Origin of the sequence: Halobacillus litoralis, from assembly GCF_020524085.2 — a bacterium.
Lineage (GTDB): Bacteria > Bacillota > Bacilli > Bacillales > Halobacillaceae > Halobacillus > Halobacillus litoralis_E.
In genome coordinates this window covers 648634-666675 of record NZ_CP129016.1, presented here as the reverse complement: position 1 = coordinate 666675, position 18042 = coordinate 648634, and the positions used below count along the sequence as shown (strand labels likewise).

Below are 18042 nucleotides of genomic sequence, written 5' to 3'. Positions count from 1 at the left end.
AGTTCGACTATTATAACGAACTTCCTGCATTTGAAGCGTAAATTTTACAAAAAAACAAAGAAACAGGCACAAAAGGGGGCTTTTGCGCCTGTTTTCTTACAATAAATTCAAAATGACGCCGGCACCGACACCAATCAAAACGATGGCTCAGGCTGGGACTTTGAAGAAGTGTAAAAGAGCGAAAAGAATGGCAGCAAGAGCAAAGTCGGCTCCATCTATAATTGAACTTTTCAACACAGGATCATAAAAAGCAGCAAGTAGAATGCCGACAACACTTGCGTTCACTCCTGTAAGGACGCCCTAGAAAGCTGGACGCTTCCTTAATTCATTCAAAAATGGCAGAGCGGCTATCAAAAACAAGAAGGAGGGCAGGAAAATACCTGCGGTTGCCACGATGGCCCCTGCAATACCATCAATCATTGTTCCGAGGTAACTTGAGAATGTGAACAATGGTCCCGGAACCGCTTGTGCCATTCCATAACCAGCAAGGAATTCATTCGCCGTCAGCCATCCGGTCGGTACCACTTCACGTTCAAGCATCGGTAAGACGACATGACCGCCGCCAAATACGAGGGAACCGACACGGAAGAACGTATCGAATAGTTGAATCAGCATGCTTTCGGTGTTTCTTGCAAGAATCGGTAAAAAGGCAAGAAGAGCGACCAATACGCCTAGAGAAGCGACACCGACTTTTTTTCGAAAACGTCACAGGGAAGGGCTGGATTTTAGATTCCACCATACTTGAAAACATTTTCCAACCGAATAACCCAGCAGCGAGAATGATTAATAACTGCATCCAGGCAGATGGATAAAGAAGTAATATAAGGGCGGACACCAACGCTATGGCAATCCGAGGACGATCCGGCGTCAGCTTTTTTTCCAAGACCAATCAATGCATGCAGGACGACAGCTGCTGCTACGACCTTCAAGCTGTGAATAAAGTTCGCATCTGCGAGATCGAACGATTGATATAACAGAGCAAAAAGAACGAGAACGATAATCGATGGTACCGTAAAACCGATCCAAGAGATGATTCCGCCGAGCAATCCACCACGTAGCATACCAATGGCAATTCCAACCTGACTGCTCGCGGGTCCAGGGAGAAATTGGCACAGGGCGATGATGTCCGCATATGTTTTATCATCGAGCCATTTTTTTCTATCGATATACTCATCCTTGAAGTAAGCCAGGTGGGCCACAGGACCACCGAATGAAGTAAACCCAAGCTTTGTTGATGCTTTAAATATTTCCAAGAGAGAACCTTTTGGTTTACTCATGATCGAAATTCCTCCAATCTTTTCCTAGTATTTCTTCCGCCAGTTCACGGACTTGTTCTCTACCTTCAGCAAGCACTTCTCTGCCTTTATCCGTAATGACGTAATATTTTCTAATCTTTCCTTCCACTTTTTCTTCGTATTTCTCAAGCAATTCCTCTTTGTGGAGCTGTTTCAGGGTAGGATAGAGGGTTCCTGGGCTGATGTCATATCCGTGGGAAGCAAGCTCTTCCATAAGAAACGCTCCATAGATGGGTTCAATGCTTGCGTGATAGAGAATGTGGATTTTAATTGATCCTAAGAAAAAATCTCTGAGCACGGGAAGCACCTCCTATATCGAATTCCGATATCAATATACGATATTGCGGAAGGAAAGACAATAAAAAACGCGCAAACTTTACGAAGTTTGCGCGAATCTTTACGTTCTATTTACTTAACGTGTCTACCATTTGATCGATACTCATCTCATGGGCGATTACACCGTCAATCGTCCAGTGACTCGGATCGTTTACCTCGTACACCTGACCGTTTTGAGAAGCAGGGGTGTTCTGCCATACGGAGCTGTTTTCAAGAATTTCGAAGCCAGGCTCGCCTTCATTCCCGATGAGGAATACGTGATCCGCATCCAACTCCCCAAGTTTTTCAAGAGCAACAGGATTCCATTGTTCGCCTTCTTCAGGAAGACTTTGCAGGAATTCCGGTTTAGCGATTCCCATTTCATTGTAGAAAATTTCTGCGCCATAACGGTTTTCATCAAAAACATAGAACTGCTCGCCCATCGTCCAGACAAACGCGACGGATTCATCCCCGATGTTTTCTTTGATTGTTGCAGAGGCTTCTTCTACTTTTTGGTCAAAGTCTGACAGCACTTGTTCCGCTTCGTCCTGTTTGTTCAGGATTTCTCCCATCGTTGTCAGCTGTTTCCTCCAATCGGCACCTGTTTCCTCATCGAACACGTACGTTTTAGCAATGCTGGAATAGTCTTCGTAGCTTCCGTTCTGTAAAGCGGAAGGGGCACTAAAAATAATGAGATCAGGGTTTTGTTCAATGGCTTGTTCCACAGGGAGATCCCAGCCGACTTTCGGTACGCCTTCAAGCTGTGGCTGCAAATAATTCAGAACCGTTTCACCGATGGACCATTGGGCGACGGGCTTTTCTCCTAAAGCCACAAGTGAATCTTCTAAATAAGGAGCAAGAATGCGCTCAGGCTTCTCTTCAAGGGTAATCTCGCCCATCGCATGTGTAAGCGTGCGTTCGCTCGTTTCCTCATTTGTGGGTTCATCAGACTCGTTACTTGTGGATGATGTATCTTCACCGTCACTGCTGCATCCTGTAGCTAATAGAACGAGCAGCAGTAAACCGGTTATGTAAAGGGTTACTTTTTTCGACATTTATTTGTTCCTCCTAAGAAATGTGTGATAAGATAATGATAATCATTATCATTGGATGTGTCAATTCATTATAGTAGATACATAGGTAGAGAGGGTCGCTGGCTGTGGAAGAACGAACGAGAGAAGCAAATAAAGAGTGGAATGAAGTAACGAGAAAAGTATGGCGTGCCGCCTTTCTATTTACAGGCGGCATGATTCTATTAGCTGTCACGATGGCCTTATCGATTGCTGTCGGAGTGACTGATATTTCCATTGGTACGGTTTGGGAATCGATGTTCGCTTTTGCTCCGGAGTCAACGAGCCATGCCGTCATTCGCGAACTGCGCATGCCGCGGGCTATAGCAGGAGCCCTTGTCGGTGCGTTTTTAGCTGTGTCGGGTGCGGTCATGCAGGGTCTGACGAGAAACCCTCTTGCTTCTCCGTCCATTATGGGGGTCACGCACGGTGCGGCGTTTGCTTTAATTTTGACGATCGTCTTTTTCCCTGCCGTCAGTAACATCGGAATGACAGCTGCCGCTTTTGTTGGCGCAGGGCTCGGGGTCATTCTTGTTTTTGCAGTCGGCTCCTTTTCCAAAGGTGGTCTGACACCGGCAAAGTTAGCTCTTGCTGGTGTCGCTATCGGTGGTATGCTCAGTTCTCTTTCATCGGCCATTTCTTTACACTTTCAGGTAGCAAAACAAATGAGCTTCTGGTATGCCGGGGGATTAGCCGCAACGGATTGGGTTTCTGTCCAAATCCTGCTGGTCGCAGGAGCGGTCGGGTTGACCTTGGCTGTTTTAATTTCTAAATCTGTTACGATTTTAAGTCTCGGGGATGAGGTTTCTAAAGGCCTTGGTCAAAATACATTCCTTGTTAAAGCTCTCGGCGTCATCGTTGTTTTCGTTTTAACTGGCGCGGCTGTTTCTGTTGCTGGGACAGTCGGTTTCATCGGTCTTGTTATTCCTCACGTCGCTCGTTTTTTCGTGGGATCTGACTACAGGCTGATTATCCCCGTCTCGGCAGTGCTCGGAAGCTTGCTGCTCGTGCTGTCGGATATAGGGGCGAGGCTGGTCAACGCTCCTTATGAAACACCGGTCGGAGCGATAACGGCATGTATTGGAGTCCCATTTTTCCTTTACCTTGCTCGTGGTGAAGGGAGGGGGTCCTTATGAAAAAGAGACGTTTTTCGTTTGTGATGGCCGTGCTGTTTCTATTCCTAAGCTTTATGGTCCTCATCAGTTTAAATATGGGTGTCGTTAACATCGCCCCTCTGGACGTTCTGAAGACATTCATCGGACAAGGAACCGACCGCCATGAATTGGTGCTTTTCAATTTCAGGCTTCCGTCCATGGTTCTTGCGTTATTTGTCGGTGCAGGCCTTGCTGTTTCCGGGGCGATTCTCCAGGGAGTCACGCAAAACGATCTTGCCGACCCTGGCATTCTAGGAATTAATACAGGCGCAGGATTTGCCGTCATTTTATATATTTTCTTTTTTCAACAGTCGATGGCGATGGTGAGTGGAGTCGGTATTTACATCTTGCCGTTGTTTGCCCTCATCGGTGCGTTCCTCGCAGCTTTCCTTGTGTATGCGCTCGCTTGGAAAAAAGGGGTCAACCCGATCCGTCTTATCCTTGTCGGAATCGGTGTGAACGCAGGTTTCAGTGCTGTCCTCATCATTTTTCAAGTAAAAATGAACCCACAGGATTTCAATCAGGCGCTCGTCTGGTTAGCGGGGGATTTGTGGATGGGAAATTGGAATCTCGTGCTGGTCATTGTACCGCCTATCATTTTGATGATCGGTTGGACAATCTATAAATCCCGTACGCTGAACGTTATGAATTTAGGAGATTCGATGTCGATGGGACTCGGTATTCAAGTGGAAAAAGCACGTCGTACGTTCTTGCTGCTTGCTGTCGGTCTGGCTGGTTTATCTGTGGCGGCAGGGGGTGGAATCGCCTTCCTTGGGCTTGTTGCTCCGCATATTGCCCGCAGAATTGTAGGCCCCGGGCATCAACGGATGATTCCCGCTGCTGCATTGATCGGAGCGATATTTTTAGTCGTGGCTGATACGATTGGAAAGAATATCATCGCCCCTGCAGAGATTCCTGTGGGGATCGTCGTTTCGATTGTCAGCACCCCGTATTTTGTCTATTTATTAATGAAAACCCAATAGAAAAAGGAGTTCACGTCCATGGAAGAGTTATACGATGTAACCGTAATTGGTGGAGGAACCACAGGTTTATACGCTGCTTTTTATAGTGGAATGAGAGATTTAAAGACAAAAGTCATCGAGTACCAGCCTCAGGTCGGAGGCAAAGTTTCCTTTTTCTATCCGGAGAAAGAAATCTATGACGTGGGCGGATTCCCGGGCATTACTGGTGAAGAACTAGTCGCGAATGTTAAAGAACAGGCGGAGATGATCGATCCTGCTTTAGTGACGGGTGTGAAAGTGACATCTTTTGAGAAAAAGGAAGACGGAACCTTATTGTTGGAAACAGATGACGGCCAATCGCATTATACGAAAACAGTGATTGTTGCTTCAGGTCTTGGAACGTTTGATATGCAGCCGCTAGAAGTGAAAGGCAGTGAGTATTACGACGGAAAGCAGATTCACTACACCATTCAAAACCTCGAACAGTATAGAGGCCGGAAAGTTGCGGTCGTCTCGCAAAACCGCGTCGGTATCGATTGGTCGCTCGCGCTCGAAGGGGTTGCAGACGAAGTCCACCTTCTGAATCGCGGCGATGAGTTCAAAGCGGTTTATGAACAGGATGTGGAGAAGGTCGAGGCGTCCTCTGTTCACATTCATAAAAATAAGAAGATTGAAGAGCTGCGAGGCGAAGATGATTTGAAAGAAGCGGTTCTTCAAGACGGTTCGGTGCTCGAGGTCGATCATATCCTCGTGTACGAAGGCTTACAAATTGATAAGAGCTTATATGACGAATGGGGATTGGAAACGGATAAAGGGAGAATCCCCGTTTCAACAGATATGTGTGCCAATATGGAAGGGGTATTCGTCGCAGGAGACGCGGCTGTTTACCCAGCGAAAACGATGCTCATTGCTTCTGGATTCAATGAAGCGATGGCAGCGGTGAACAGTGCCGCCAAGCATTTGGATCCAAAAGCAAAGTCGCAAGTTTATAGTACAGTGATCTATAAGCATAAATAAGAAAAACGCCGAACGCAGCAGGTGCTGTCGTTCGGCGTTTTTTATAATAGGGGGCGGCTGAATGGCCAGATGCTAATAAAAATGAGAAAGCCGCTAATAAGTTTTCCAGAGGATATTGATAAAAGCGACCAACTCACTGATCAATCACTAAAAGCCACCGATAAAAGCTTGAAACCTACTGATAAATGGCCAAAACCTACCGTTAAATGCTCCGAAGTCACTGATAAACTTCCACCGCTAAACCATCACATCACATTGAAGTAACGCGCTTCCGGATGGGCGAAAACCATTGCCGTGACCGACGCTTCCGGCTCCATCATGCATTCCTCGGTAAGCTCGATGCCGATTTCATCTGGCCGGATGAGCTCGAACAATTTTTTCTGATCCTCAAGCTCAGGGCAGGCCGGGTAACCGAAAGAGTAACGCTGACCTTGATACTTAGCCGAAAAGCGTTCCTGCATCGTGAAGTCCGTGGGGTCAGGGAACCCCCATTTGTCGCGGATTTTCTGATGGATCTGCTCGGCGAGACCTTCTGCAGTTTCGAGGGCAAGCGCCTGGAGGGCATGGCTTTCTAAGTAGTGTCCCTGGTCTTTCAGTTCCACCGAACGTTTGCGGATGCCTTTTCCAGCCGTAACCGCAAAGAATCCGACATAGTCCATTTCGCCGCTTTCGACAGAACGCAAGTAGTCTGCTAAACAGAGAAACGGTTCTTTGTTTTGTCGAGGGAAGGTGAACCGCTCAATGACCGTCTGGTGATCTCGTGGATCATAAATGAGAACGTCCTCGCCGTCGGACTGGGCGGGGAAGAAGCGATACATGGCGGAGGGCTGGATCCATCCTTCCACTTTCGCGCGTGTGAGCAACCCATCGACGACACTTTTCAGGTGAACAGCTTTCTCGTTTCCTTCCGCGAGCAGTTTATCGAATTTCCCTTTTAGACCTAGATGGTGTCCTATGAGCATTTGCATGTTGATGTATGGTTCAATATGGGCGACCGGGTGGTCCCGGATCATGTGTTTATCGAGATCATGCGGTTTGAACACGGGCACTGTTGTGGACACCGTCGATTTTGTTTTCACAGCCACAGCGGTTCCGCCACGGTCTGTCGGAGCGGTACTCGCCGCACGGGTAAGAGCAGCCGTTCGTTTTTCTCCTTGTTCTTGTAAAAATTGTTCCCGCTGCTCATCGTTGCTAAGCTGATTGGAAATCGAAAGGCCATCCATCGCATCTTTCGCATACAGAACAGGGCCGTCATATTCGGGCGAAATTTTCGTGTGCGTAAACTTCCGTGATAACGCAGCTCCGCCAACGAGAATTGGAAGAGAGATGCCCTGCTGTTTCAAGTCCTGAGCGGTCAGCACCATCTGCTGGGCGGATTTTACGAGCAATCCGGATAGTCCAACAATGGTCGGCTGTTCCTTTTTGATCTGCTGAATCAGTTCGGCAGACGTCACTTTAATCCCCAAGTCGACGACTTCAAAGCCGTTGTTGCTCAAAATGATTTCCACCAGGTTTTTGCCAATGTCATGCACATCGCCTTTTACCGTGGCAAGGAGGACTTTTCCTTTTTTATTTGACGTATCATCTGCTTCCATGTGAGGTTCCAAGTAAGCGACCGATGTTTTCATGACCTCCGCGCTCTGTAAAACCTCTGCTACGATCAGCTGGTTGTCGTTGAATAAACGGCCAACCTCAGCCATGCCGTCCATCAAGGGCCCGTTAATGATGGCGAGTGGCGCATCGTATTCCGACAGGGCCTTCTCCAAGTCCGGCAGCAATCCTTCCTTTGTACCTTCTACAACGTAATGAGCGAGGCGCTCAGCAAGAGTCATCGTCGATGTCGGCACTTTGGTTTCTTTTTTCTTTCCCCTGTAAAAAGCAGTGAAAGAAGCGAGCGTTTCATCATCTGTTTTGAAAAGCAGCTCAACCGCCAAATCAATTTCTTTCTGATCGATGGAGGCATAGCGCTCAAGCTTTTCAGTGTTGACGATGGCATAGTCGAGTCCTGCTTTCGTACAGTGGTACAAATAAACGGCGTTTAAAACTTCCCGGCCGACCGGAGGGAGACCGAAGGAGACATTACTGACTCCAAGGACCGTCTGACAGAGCGGCAGGTGCTCTTTGATCATCCGAATGCCTTCGATCGTCGCTTCCGCTGAACCGATATACTGCTCATCTCCTGTGCCGACAGGAAAGACGAGCGGATCGAAAATAATATCCTGTGGGTTGATGTTGTACTCTTCTACAAGAATATCGTGGGACCGTTTAGCAATTTCAAGCTTTCTTTCTGCCGTTACGGCCATCCCTTCTTCATCGATTGTTCCGACGACGAGGGCCGCTCCGTATTGTTTGACGAGCGGAAGCACTTCTTTAAAGCGTTCTTCCCCGTCTTCTAAATTGATGGAGTTGATGATGACTTTTCCTTGAGAATACGTGAGCGCTTTTTCAATGACGTCAACGTCGGTCGAGTCGATGACGAGTGGTACTTTGACTTTGTTGACGACCTGTTTTATAAAAGCTTCCATGTCTTCAATCTCATCCCGATCCGGGTCGGCGAGGCAGATGTCGATGACCTGCGCGCCTTTTTTTACTTGGGCACGAGCGATTTCGGACGCTTCTTCAAATTTCCCTTCAGCAATCAAGCGCTTGAATTTCCGGGAACCGATGACATTTGTCCGCTCACCGACAAGGATCGGGCGATCACCGGGGTCATCGTAAATCAATGGTTCGATGCCGGAAACAGCATGGGCATGGCCGGAAGGTGCTACCCGCGGCTTGAAACCTTTGACCGCTTCCGCAATGGCACGGATATGATCCGGAGTCGTCCCGCAGCAGCCACCGACAACATTCAGCCAGCCTTTTTCAGCAAAACCAGCGACCTTAGCAGCGAGTGATTCTGGTGTTTCGTGATAATTGCCCTCTTCATCTGGAAGGCCAGCGTTCGGATAACAGCTGACGGCGGACGTTGCGAGACCTGATAATGATCGCAGGTGATCTCGCATAAACTCAGGCCCAGTCGCACAGTTCAGTCCGACTACGCTTGGGGTCATATGTTCAAGCGAAAGATAGAAGGCTTCGATACTCTGCCCGGCGAGTGTCGTCCCCATCGGTTCGATCGTACCGGAAACAATCAGGGGCAGATCTTTTCCCAGTTCTTCTTTGGCACGAGTAATGCCGAGGAAAGCGGCTTTAACGTTGAGCATATCTTGGGACGTCTCTAATAAAAGAAGATCGACGCCACCTGTGATGAGCCCCCGCGCTTGTTCTTCATAGGCTTTGGCCAATGCTTCAAAAGTCGTTCCGCCGGTTACAGAAAGAGTTTTCGTTGTCGGTCCCATGGCACCAGCGACGAAACGCGGACGGCCCGGTGTATAGAAGCGGGCAGCGGCATTTTTTGCAATCTTAGCAGCTTCGATATTGATCTCTACTGCCAAATGACCAAGGTTGTATTCGTCCAGGACGAGGTCAGTCGCCCCGAATGTATTGGTTTCAATGATATCCGCTCCTGCTTCAAGATAGCGGGAGTGAATCGTATCGATCAGGTCAGGATAAGTCAGGTTTAAGTATTCGTTACACCCATCGTATTCTTCTCCGCCGAAATCATCAGGGGAGAGGTTGGCTACCTGCAGCATCGTCCCCATAGCACCATCGAGAATGAGAATGCGTTCTTTGAGTTGTTCGTTAAACGATGTGGATGCCATTGGAAATCTTCCTTTCTTGTTCTGCCGTTTGCTTTTGAATATAGTGCGTCAATTCAACGGTCATTTCATACCGCAAAAATGGTGTAATTAAATAGATGCCATTGAATAGGTCGAGGGCTGTATCGATGAGGGATTTCGAAATGCTTAGACCTTCCGCCTGTGCTTGTTCCCTGTCTGAACCGGCAAGCTCCATTTTTTCCAGTATCTCAGGAGCAAGCGTGATTCCAGGTACTTCGTTGTGTAAAAATTCCGCGTTCCGAGCGCTTGTCAGTGGCATGATTCCAATATAAATTGGTGCATCGATATGTTTGGTTGCTTGATAAACTTCTAGGATCTGTTTTTCATTAAAAACAGGCTGACTGATGAAGTAATCAGCTCCGTATTTGATTTTCTTCTCCATTCGTCCAACCGCACGGTTCAAGTTGCGCACATTCGGGTTGAACGCAGCGGCTACAGAGAAGGAAGTACTTTCCCCTAAATTCTTTCCGGAAAAAGAAATTCCTTTGTTCATTTGCTTGATGTAATGGATTAAATCAAAAGAGTTCAAATCATAAACGGATGTTGCACCAGGGAAGTCACCGAGCTTCGTCGGATCGCCTGTCACAGCAAGCAGCTGACGGATGCCAAGGGTGTGAAGACCCATTAAATGGGATTGCAACCCTAGTAAGTTACGATCCCGGCAAGCGATGTGGACAAGAGGGTCGACATCATATTTTTGTTTGATGAGGGAGGCCATCGCCGTGTTGCTTATTCTCGGAGAAGCGAGGGAATTATCTGCAAGGGTGACTGAATCCACCCCTGCCTCGTGCAAGGCTTTGGCACCTTCTAAAAAGCGCTCCGTCTTCAGCTTTTTCGGCGGATCAAGTTCAACGATGATGGAACGTCCCTTTTTAGCTTTTTCGTGAAGGTGAGGGCGGTCATTTTTCGTCCTGGAAAGACGCACTTCGTTTTTTTCTTTGATCGGGACAACCTTATCTTGAATCGGTGGATTGCCTTTCACTCTTGCGGCAATCGCTTCGATGTGCTCAGGGGTGGTGCCGCAGCAGCCACCGATCAGGCGTGCCCCTTGTTCATAAAGCGACTGGGCGCTTTTTTGGAAATATGTCGGGTCTGTCGGGTAGATGAGTCTCCCGTCCTGGTAGGCTGGTAAACTGGCATTCGGATAGGCAGACAGCACCGCTTTTTCCGGAAGCGGAACATCCTCTAATGATTGTATTGTGTGATAAGGTCCGAGCCGGCAATTGACGCCGACAACATCCGCTCCTAACTCTTCCAGCTGTTTCAGCGCGTCAGGAAGAGGGGTACCATCTTGCAATACGCCTGCTTCATGCATCGATACTTGAGCGATGATCGGGAGCTCTGTTTCCTTTCTGGCAATCTTCAAAACGGTCGTCAACTCTTCTAAATCATAAAAGGTTTCAAGCAGGAGGCCGTCGACTTTTTCAAAAAGAAGACAGTACAGCTGCTCCCTGAAGCTACGTTTGATTTCTTCTATTGAGATCGCTTGTTTACGGGCCCCGCGGACACCTCCGATTGTTCCGACCACATATTGACCCGCGCTGGCCGCTTGTTTGGCAAGTTTAACGGCGGCAGTATTTATTTCTTTCACCTGATCCTGAAGGCCGTAGCGCTCAAGCTTAATATAGTTCGCCCCATACGTATTGGTTTGGATGACGTCTGCGCCGGCGTTCACATAAGCACGGTGGACGTTTAAGACCTCCTCCGAATGAGAGAGGTTCAATTCTTCAAAACATCGATCGATGCCATAGGAGTAGAGGAGGGTTCCCATTGCTCCGTCACCGATCAATGTGTGGTGTTTGAATGCTTGGCCTAAATCCATCATTTAACCTCCTGTTTGAAAAAATGTTTGAGATTCAAGTTTTTCTAAGGCTTGATAGAAATCGTTGATCAGATCGTCCGGGTTCTCAAGTCCGACGGATAAACGAAGGAGACCATCCGTGATGCCACGCTTTTCACGTTCACCTTTCGGCATAGAAGCATGCGACATACGTGCGGGATAGGAGAGGATTGATTCGACCGCCCCGAGGCTCACCGCATAGACAGGGAGTTCCACATGTTTCGTAAACTGACGGACGGCTTCTTCATCCCTTAAACGGAAGGATAATACAGCTCCGGATCCCTGTGCCTGATAGATTTGAGTCGAGCTTCCCGGATGAAAACGGAAGCCAGGATAATAGACCTGCTCCACGAGTGGATGAACGCTTAGTTTTTCTGCGATCTTGACAGCAGATGCTGACGATTGCGTCATTCGGCAATGTAAAGTTTTCAAGCCGCGAAGCACGAGCCAACAATCGTGTGCGCCGAGAATGGATCCGAATGAATTTTGTAAAAAACCGAGCTGATCTGCAATTTTTTCATCTTTGGTAGCGGCAAGACCTGCGACCACATCACTGTGACCGGCGATGAACTTCGTCGCACTGTGCAGGACAAGATCCGCACCAAGTTCAAGCGGACGCTGCAGGGCTGGTGTCATGAACGTGTTATCGACGAATGTCCAACAATCGTTCGCTTTCGCTAACTTTGCGACGGCGCGAATATCTGTAATTTCAAGCGTCGGATTGGAAGGTGTTTCAATATATAAAAGTTTTGTATTCGGCTGTATAGCCGTCGCTACCGCATGGAGGTCCGTCATATCAACAAATGTGTGATCGATTCCAAACCTAATGAGAACATCGTGGATCATACGGAAAGTACCCCCATAAACATCCTGGGTGATGACGACATGGTCCCCTTTTGATAAAAGCATGAAAGCTGTTGAAATGGCAGCCATTCCAGAGGCGAACGCAAAGCCGTGACTTCCACTCTCAAGTCCTGCGATGGTATCTTCCAGCGCTTTTCGGGTCGGGTTACCTGAACGGCTGTAATCATAGACCCCTGGATTGTCGAAATCCTGTTGATGGAACGTGGATGCCTGCTGGATCGGGACACTGACCGCGCCGGTGTGCGGGTCGAACTTATAATCACTGTGCAGCAATCGGGTTTGTAAAGAATGATCAGTCATCGTACAGATTCCTCCTTTGGTAGTTGGGCGAGGGTATAGTCAAGGTCTTGAATTAAATCATCAATATGCTCGACACCGACAGAAAAACGAAGCAGTCGATTACACACGCCATAGCTGGTCCGTTTCTCTTCAGGGATATCCGCATGAGTCTGAGTCGCAGGGTAGGTGATAAAACTCTCCACACCTCCAAGACTCTCGGCAAAACTGATCAGGTCCAAGTTTCGCAAAAATGGATCAATCCATTCTTCCGATTGAAGTCTGAATGAAACCATTCCGCCCTTGCCCGGATAGAATATATCCGATACATGCGGGTGGTCTTCCAAAAAGGCGACCACGGCTTTGGCGTTGGCTTCATGCTGACGCATCCGAAGAGGAAGGGTCTTCATCCCGCGCATGACAAGCCATGAATCGAAAGGAGAGAGGACAGCTCCAGATGTATTCTGATGAAAAGCAAGCTTTTCACTTACAGCTTTTCCTTTACTCACAAGGATCCCGGCAAGGACATCATTATGGCCGGCTAAATATTTTGTAGCACTGTGAATGACCACATCGGCGCCTTCTCGAATAGGCTCCTGCAATACCGGTGTATATAGCGTATTATCGACAAGCAACAGCAGATTGTGGGACTTCGCAACTGTAGAAATTTGCTTGATGTCAGCCGTATGCATCAGTGGGTTCGTCGGGGTTTCCACGTATATGGCTTTGGTCCGCTCATTGATGTAGTCACAGATCCCTTCAAGGTTATTGCTGTCACAGTAATGAAAGCGGAGGTCGTAACGCTCTTCCATGTGTTCAAATAAGCGGAACGTACCACCGTACAAATCTTCGGAAACGATGATTTCATCCCCTTTTTTAAAAAGAGACAGGGCGGTTTGGATAGCCGCCATCCCGGAACTGAACGCGAATCCTGCATCACCACCTTCGATATCAGCAATCGAAGACTCTAGAAGTTGACGGGTAGGATTACCGGTTCGCGTATAATCAAAACCAGTCGATTCTCCTAAACCAGGGTGGCGGTACGGGGTGGAAAAATAAACGGGAGAATTGATCGCCCCCGTAGGTTCATGACGCTGGTTCCCTGTCTGGACAAATTTCGTTTCCCTATGTGGACACATGACAACACATCCTTTATAAGTTATTGGTTCAAATTAAATCCTTTCCCCCCACCGGAAAGCGAGTAGCTTCCCGGCCATCCCTGACTCTAAACTAAGCAACGAACCCCGGAACATCTTGAAATCGAGTCTTGCACACATATTCTTTAATAACGAATATCCAATAAAAATAAAAAAAGCCTTCTTAAAGAAGAAGACTTTTGTGGGTACGGTTCTTCTTCTTATCTTCCAAGTTGGTAAAACAACTTGCTGGAGTTAGCACCTTACTGGTCAAACCAGTGGTTGCTGAGGCTTCGCCGGGCCAGTCCCTCTGCCTCTCTTGATAAGAGATTCAATTGTAATTTTTTCTAATTGCTGATTACTCTACACTACTCAGAATGTTTTGACAATATGCTAACTAGATTTTTTTGAAAACTTTTTCAGGAATGCGAAAAAAAGCCTCCTTTTGATAAGCAGACTTAAAGGGATGGGTTATGTACTCCAGCTTCAATATAGGAGCGGACGAGCCGCCATTCTCCATTCAGTTTTTCGAAGGTATCAAAAAAGAGGTTGGATGTTTCAAGGAGTTCTCCGTTTAAACGGATCGAAACCCAGAAAGCGGCAAGCTGTGTGCTTTCATTAAGCTGGGTAACGGAATGGTCGGTGTAGATCCAGTCCATATCTTGATCTTTGAAATGTTCGAATGCTTGGTGCCATCCTTCGATAGACTCTTCAAAAGAGTAATCCACCCGTTCACCATGACGGATTTCTCTTGCAGCGAGGTCCCGGGATGTAACTTCTTTTAAGTAGTCCAAATCATGTTGGCTGGCCCTACGTTTGTACTCTTCATAAAAGGTTTGAAAATCCATATCTCTGCCTCCTCTATCTCAATGGTTCGACAGAGAGGATGGAAATCCTGTCAATTAATGACAGATACCTAAATTGTAGAGAACTATTTTGACTTGCAAAGCAAGCGTTCCGAGCCAAAGGAGGTGGGTGACTGCATTCATCCCGTACCAGGTCGTCTTTTTCTTCATTTGTCCCCGTTTTTTATACAGGAAGGTCACCAAGGGAATTGTCAGGACGGTGAAAATAGCCGTCAAGCCGAGAAGTCCCTTGTAGTCGCGAATCCAGATGAAGTCATTGAAGAGGGGGATGATAATCGTCGGAGTATAAATGACAGATAGGAAGTAAACCCCGATGGACCAGGAGATGATCATGAACAGCAGGTTAATCAGAAGTGGGTATGTCTTCACGCGTACACTCCTCGCATCATTAATCCGATTTGTTTACTTGGTTTAATGATATCCTACGTTCAATACTAAAAATTGTCAACGTTTTATCCGTATTCTTTCTGATGGGCTTTCTTTTTCTTTAAATAATCTTCATCCTCTCGGGCCAGCACCCATTTTTCCTCGAAAATCTTTGCGGATTCTGCTTTCTCGTCGTCGATGTCTCGATCATTTATTTCCCCGTTTTTGTCATACTTTTTCCCGCCTTTATAATTAGCGTATCTCCGCGAGCGGGTGTAGCCCATCTGCAGGAACTTTCGCGCCATATCCATACCCACAAAGTCATCCGCTTCTTTATAATCGAGGAACATCTGATAGATTTTGTCCGATGATTCTCTGGCGATCTCAGGTGTCTTGAAGCGCCAGTGGGCAAGGATTTCACTTTTGTATGGTTCAACGAGTAATACGCCTTGTTCTCCGCGTCCGACACGGTACTTCTCGGGATTCTTGCGAAAATCGATGTTATCAAAATCAAGATTATAATCAAACGCCATCTTCATACTTCCTTTCTGTATGCTCTACACCAAGCATATTGAGTTCAAGGTCCTGAGAGAGCTATTTAATCAAAGCGCCCCCCGCTGTGCTGTTCCCTTTTTCATCAATGGCTGGGCCAACGACTCCGATCGTCTTGTAGTGTGTACCCTTATTTGAAAACGAGATAAACCATAGGTGTGCTCCAATGAAGCATAAAAACGGCACCCCATGAGGAGGGTGCCGTTGTCTGTTATTCCTGTTTCAAGTAGCGGCGGTCTTTGAGGAAGAGGCGCCAGAAAAGGTAGAAGGCTGGGATGAGAATGCCGAACCCGACAGCATAGACGATTAACATCTGATAGAACGTATCAGGGTTGGTAAACCCGTCCTCGATGGTGATATCCGGATAAATCAAGTAAGGCAGGTGTGCGGCCCCGTAGGCATAAATCGCGACGGCATATTGTAAGCCAACCATGATGACAGCAGGACGTGCCAGTCCGCGTCGGCCGTCTTTTTTTCTGATGAAGAGAAAGGCATAACCAATGATAAAGAACAGAAGGGACAAACCGAACGCGACCCAGTGCTCCTGGATGTTATCGACGATCCAAGAAGCCTCTTCAGGGAATGTGCCGATCGTCAGCATGGCAATGGCGATACTGACAGGTCCAAGCCATAAGGAATGTTTACGGAAGGTGTCATATGCGTTCCAGTCTTCCGCTTCCTTAGCATAGTCCATCAGGAAAATGGCGGAGATGAAAAGCTCGGTGGATAATCCGAACAAGATGTGCATGTACAAGGTCGGATGGGTGAGCAATTCTCCGTACTCCAGGCGAGGATAGCCACTTTCAAAACTGACGAAACCTCCCAAGGTAATCGGTAGAATACTGACAAGAAGGGCCGGAATGATCAATCCGGTAAAGCCGGAGGTCAGCCGGAGCAAGTCCTTATATCGATCAGCATGATGCTGGAAAACCATGAACGTCGTCCGGATCGTCAAAAGCAGCACCCCGAGCCCTACAGGGACGAGCAATACATTACTGAGCAGGGTCGTTGCGAACGGAAAAAAGGTGACCACTGATACGACGAAAATAACGAGAAAGACGTTGGTCACTTCCCATGTGGGAGAAAGAAAACGGTTGGCGATTTGGGAGGCGCTTTTCTCTTCGTTCTTTCCGTAAATCATCCCCCAGAATCCAGCACCGAAGTCAAGAGACCCTAGGATGGAATAGACGAAAAGCAAGCTCCACAAAATCGTAATCGCTAATGTTGATGCTTCCATAGGTTGTACGTCCTTTCTGGGATGATGTTTTCTTACCCTTCCCGCGCATCCAAATCTTTACGGACCGGGTTCCGCTTGAAGTAGTACCGCATGACAAAGCCGGTTACAAAGAGCAGCGTGATGTAAAGAGTCATGAACAGGTAGAAAAGAAAACCGACACTGTTGGATTTGGTTGCTGCCTCATCTGTCCGCAGCACTTCATTGATGGTCCACGGTTGACGTCCGATACAACTGAAGCACCAGCCTGTTTCAATGGCGAGCATCGCGAGCGGACCACTGACAACGAGTATAGCCAGAAGCCAGCTTGGAAACTCTTTTTTCAGTATGTGTTTCCAGAACAAAGCAAGGAAGGCAATCATAATGAGTACCGTTCCTATCCCGACCATGACATTGAAGAGGATGTGGACGTAGAGTGGCGGCCATAATTCTTCGGGCCATTCATTGAGTCCCATCACTTCCGTATCTAATCGGTCTCCAGCAAGAAAACTGAGCCCATAGGGGATTTCCACTGCATATTTCACCCGTTGATCCTCAAGAGAAGTATAACCACCTACGGATAATGGAGCGTAGCGCTGAGTTTCGAAAAGTCCTTCCGCGGCTGCTAATTTCCGTGGGTTGTATTCATGTAGCATCTGAGCGGTTTCATGACCGTTGACCGCTGTTGCAAGAGACATGAGAGCCCCGAAGTAAAGAGCGATGGTCAGTGCTTTTTTATGATAGGCACGTTCGGCTCTAGAAATTTTGCTTCTCATTAGCCGGAGAGCGGCAATCGAGGCGATGAGAAAAGAGACGGTCATATAAGCAGACAAAGTCACGTGAATGGCGGTGACACCGAAACTTGGATTGAAAAAGGCGGCCCAGGTATTTACATCTGTGACCTCCCCATTTGGTGTGATGTTGAAGCCGGCAGGTGTATTCATCCACGCATGGACATCGGTAATTAAGATTGCCGAGGCTGTCGCGCCAAGTGCGACAGAAATAATGCTGACAAGTCTCAATGTCGGAGGCAGACGGTCGGCCGCATATAAATAAATCGACATGAAAACCGCTTCAATAAGAAAAGCGAAGATCTCCATTTGGAATGGGAGTGCGATGACTTGTCCGACGATCTCCATAAAGTCTGGAAACAAGAGGGAGATCATGACACCGACAATGGTTCCTGAAGCAATCGAAACGGCGAGTAAAATAGCGAAACCTTTCGTCCATCGTTTCGCCATCAGTGCATAATCCGGATCCTTCTTAATAAAGTGAAGGACTTCCGCGATGATGATCATTACCGGAAGTCCAACACCGATCGTTGCATAAATAATATGAAACCCAAGCGACGTTCCGAACAAGGCCCGGGCCATTACGACGATATCCATTGATCTCCA

The 18042-nt window shown here is 47.6% G+C and carries 14 protein-coding genes, 1 pseudogene and 1 riboswitch; of the genes and pseudogenes, 3 read left to right on the top strand and 12 right to left on the bottom strand.

The window, feature by feature from the left end; genetic code table 11:
* Window positions 1-147: 147 nt before the first annotated feature.
* From chrA to LC065_RS03440, 3 genes and pseudogenes are all read right to left on the bottom strand, one after another.
* Window positions 148-1277 (bottom strand): annotated as a pseudogene (gene chrA / locus LC065_RS20340) (chromate efflux transporter).
* Entirely contained in the window at window positions 1270-1593 is a 324-nt protein-coding gene (locus LC065_RS03445) for a PadR family transcriptional regulator (RefSeq protein ID WP_226594526.1), read from the bottom strand. The pseudogene chrA and the gene LC065_RS03445 overlap by 8 nt, the downstream one beginning before the upstream one ends.
* A 106-nt stretch (window positions 1594-1699) precedes the next feature.
* Complete coding sequence (locus LC065_RS03440) at window positions 1700-2665, bottom strand: ABC transporter substrate-binding protein (RefSeq protein WP_226594528.1); 966 nt, start codon at window positions 2663-2665, stop codon at window positions 1700-1702.
* Between the two features lie 191 nt (window positions 2666-2856).
* On the opposite strand from LC065_RS03440, the gene LC065_RS03435 reads away from it, so the two are divergent.
* The 3 genes from LC065_RS03435 to LC065_RS03425 are packed head-to-tail and all read left to right on the top strand — an operon-like array spanning window position 2857 to window position 5813.
* Window positions 2857-3816: a FecCD family ABC transporter permease gene (locus tag LC065_RS03435; protein WP_226594627.1), complete on the top strand. Its 960-nt coding sequence runs from the start codon at window positions 2857-2859 to the stop codon at window positions 3814-3816.
* Window positions 3813-4817, top strand: a complete 1005-nt coding sequence (locus tag LC065_RS03430) for a FecCD family ABC transporter permease (protein WP_306163754.1) — start codon at window positions 3813-3815, stop codon at window positions 4815-4817. Before LC065_RS03435 ends, LC065_RS03430 begins: the two co-directional genes overlap by 4 nt.
* An 18-nt stretch (window positions 4818-4835) precedes the next feature.
* On the top strand, window positions 4836-5813 hold the full coding sequence (locus LC065_RS03425; RefSeq protein WP_226594531.1) for an NAD(P)/FAD-dependent oxidoreductase: 978 nt from the start codon (window positions 4836-4838) through the stop codon (window positions 5811-5813).
* A gap of 245 nt (window positions 5814-6058) precedes the next feature.
* Here the strand turns inward: LC065_RS03425 and metH are convergent, their stop codons facing one another.
* From metH to LC065_RS03380, 9 genes are all read right to left on the bottom strand, one after another.
* The gene (metH, locus tag LC065_RS03420; protein WP_226594534.1) at window positions 6059-9514 is read right to left on the bottom strand and encodes a methionine synthase; all 3456 of its coding nucleotides are present in this window, start codon (window positions 9512-9514) and stop codon (window positions 6059-6061) included.
* The gene (locus LC065_RS03415) at window positions 9495-11354 is read right to left on the bottom strand and encodes a bifunctional homocysteine S-methyltransferase/methylenetetrahydrofolate reductase (RefSeq protein ID WP_226594536.1); all 1860 of its coding nucleotides are present in this window, start codon (window positions 11352-11354) and stop codon (window positions 9495-9497) included. The genes metH and LC065_RS03415 overlap by 20 nt, the downstream gene beginning before the upstream one ends.
* Window positions 11355-11357: 3 nt before the next feature.
* Window positions 11358-12536 carry a cystathionine beta-lyase gene (metC, locus tag LC065_RS03410; protein WP_226594537.1) on the bottom strand — a complete coding sequence of 393 codons (1179 nt, stop codon included), beginning with the start codon at window positions 12534-12536 and terminating at the stop codon, window positions 11358-11360.
* On the bottom strand, window positions 12533-13651 hold the full coding sequence (locus LC065_RS03405) for a methionine biosynthesis PLP-dependent protein (protein ID WP_226594539.1): 1119 nt from the start codon (window positions 13649-13651) through the stop codon (window positions 12533-12535). Before LC065_RS03405 ends, metC begins: the two co-directional genes overlap by 4 nt.
* A 215-nt stretch (window positions 13652-13866) precedes the next feature.
* A riboswitch (SAM riboswitch) is annotated at window positions 13867-13977 on the bottom strand.
* A gap of 129 nt (window positions 13978-14106) precedes the next feature.
* Complete coding sequence (locus LC065_RS03400) at window positions 14107-14496, bottom strand: flavoprotein (protein WP_226594541.1); 390 nt, start codon at window positions 14494-14496, stop codon at window positions 14107-14109.
* Between the two features lie 54 nt (window positions 14497-14550).
* Window positions 14551-14883, bottom strand: coding sequence for a hypothetical protein (locus LC065_RS03395; RefSeq protein ID WP_226594543.1), 333 nt, complete (start codon window positions 14881-14883; stop codon window positions 14551-14553).
* 83 nt (window positions 14884-14966) lie between these two features.
* Window positions 14967-15413, bottom strand: a complete 447-nt coding sequence (locus LC065_RS03390; RefSeq protein WP_226594546.1) for a DUF4385 domain-containing protein — start codon at window positions 15411-15413, stop codon at window positions 14967-14969.
* Window positions 15414-15643: 230 nt separating this feature from the next.
* Window positions 15644-16669: a cytochrome d ubiquinol oxidase subunit II gene (locus tag LC065_RS03385; protein WP_226594549.1), complete on the bottom strand. Its 1026-nt coding sequence runs from the start codon at window positions 16667-16669 to the stop codon at window positions 15644-15646.
* Between the two features lie 32 nt (window positions 16670-16701).
* On the bottom strand, window positions 16702-18033 hold the full coding sequence (locus LC065_RS03380; RefSeq protein WP_226594551.1) for a cytochrome ubiquinol oxidase subunit I: 1332 nt from the start codon (window positions 18031-18033) through the stop codon (window positions 16702-16704).
* Between the last annotated feature and the right edge of the window lie 9 nt (window positions 18034-18042).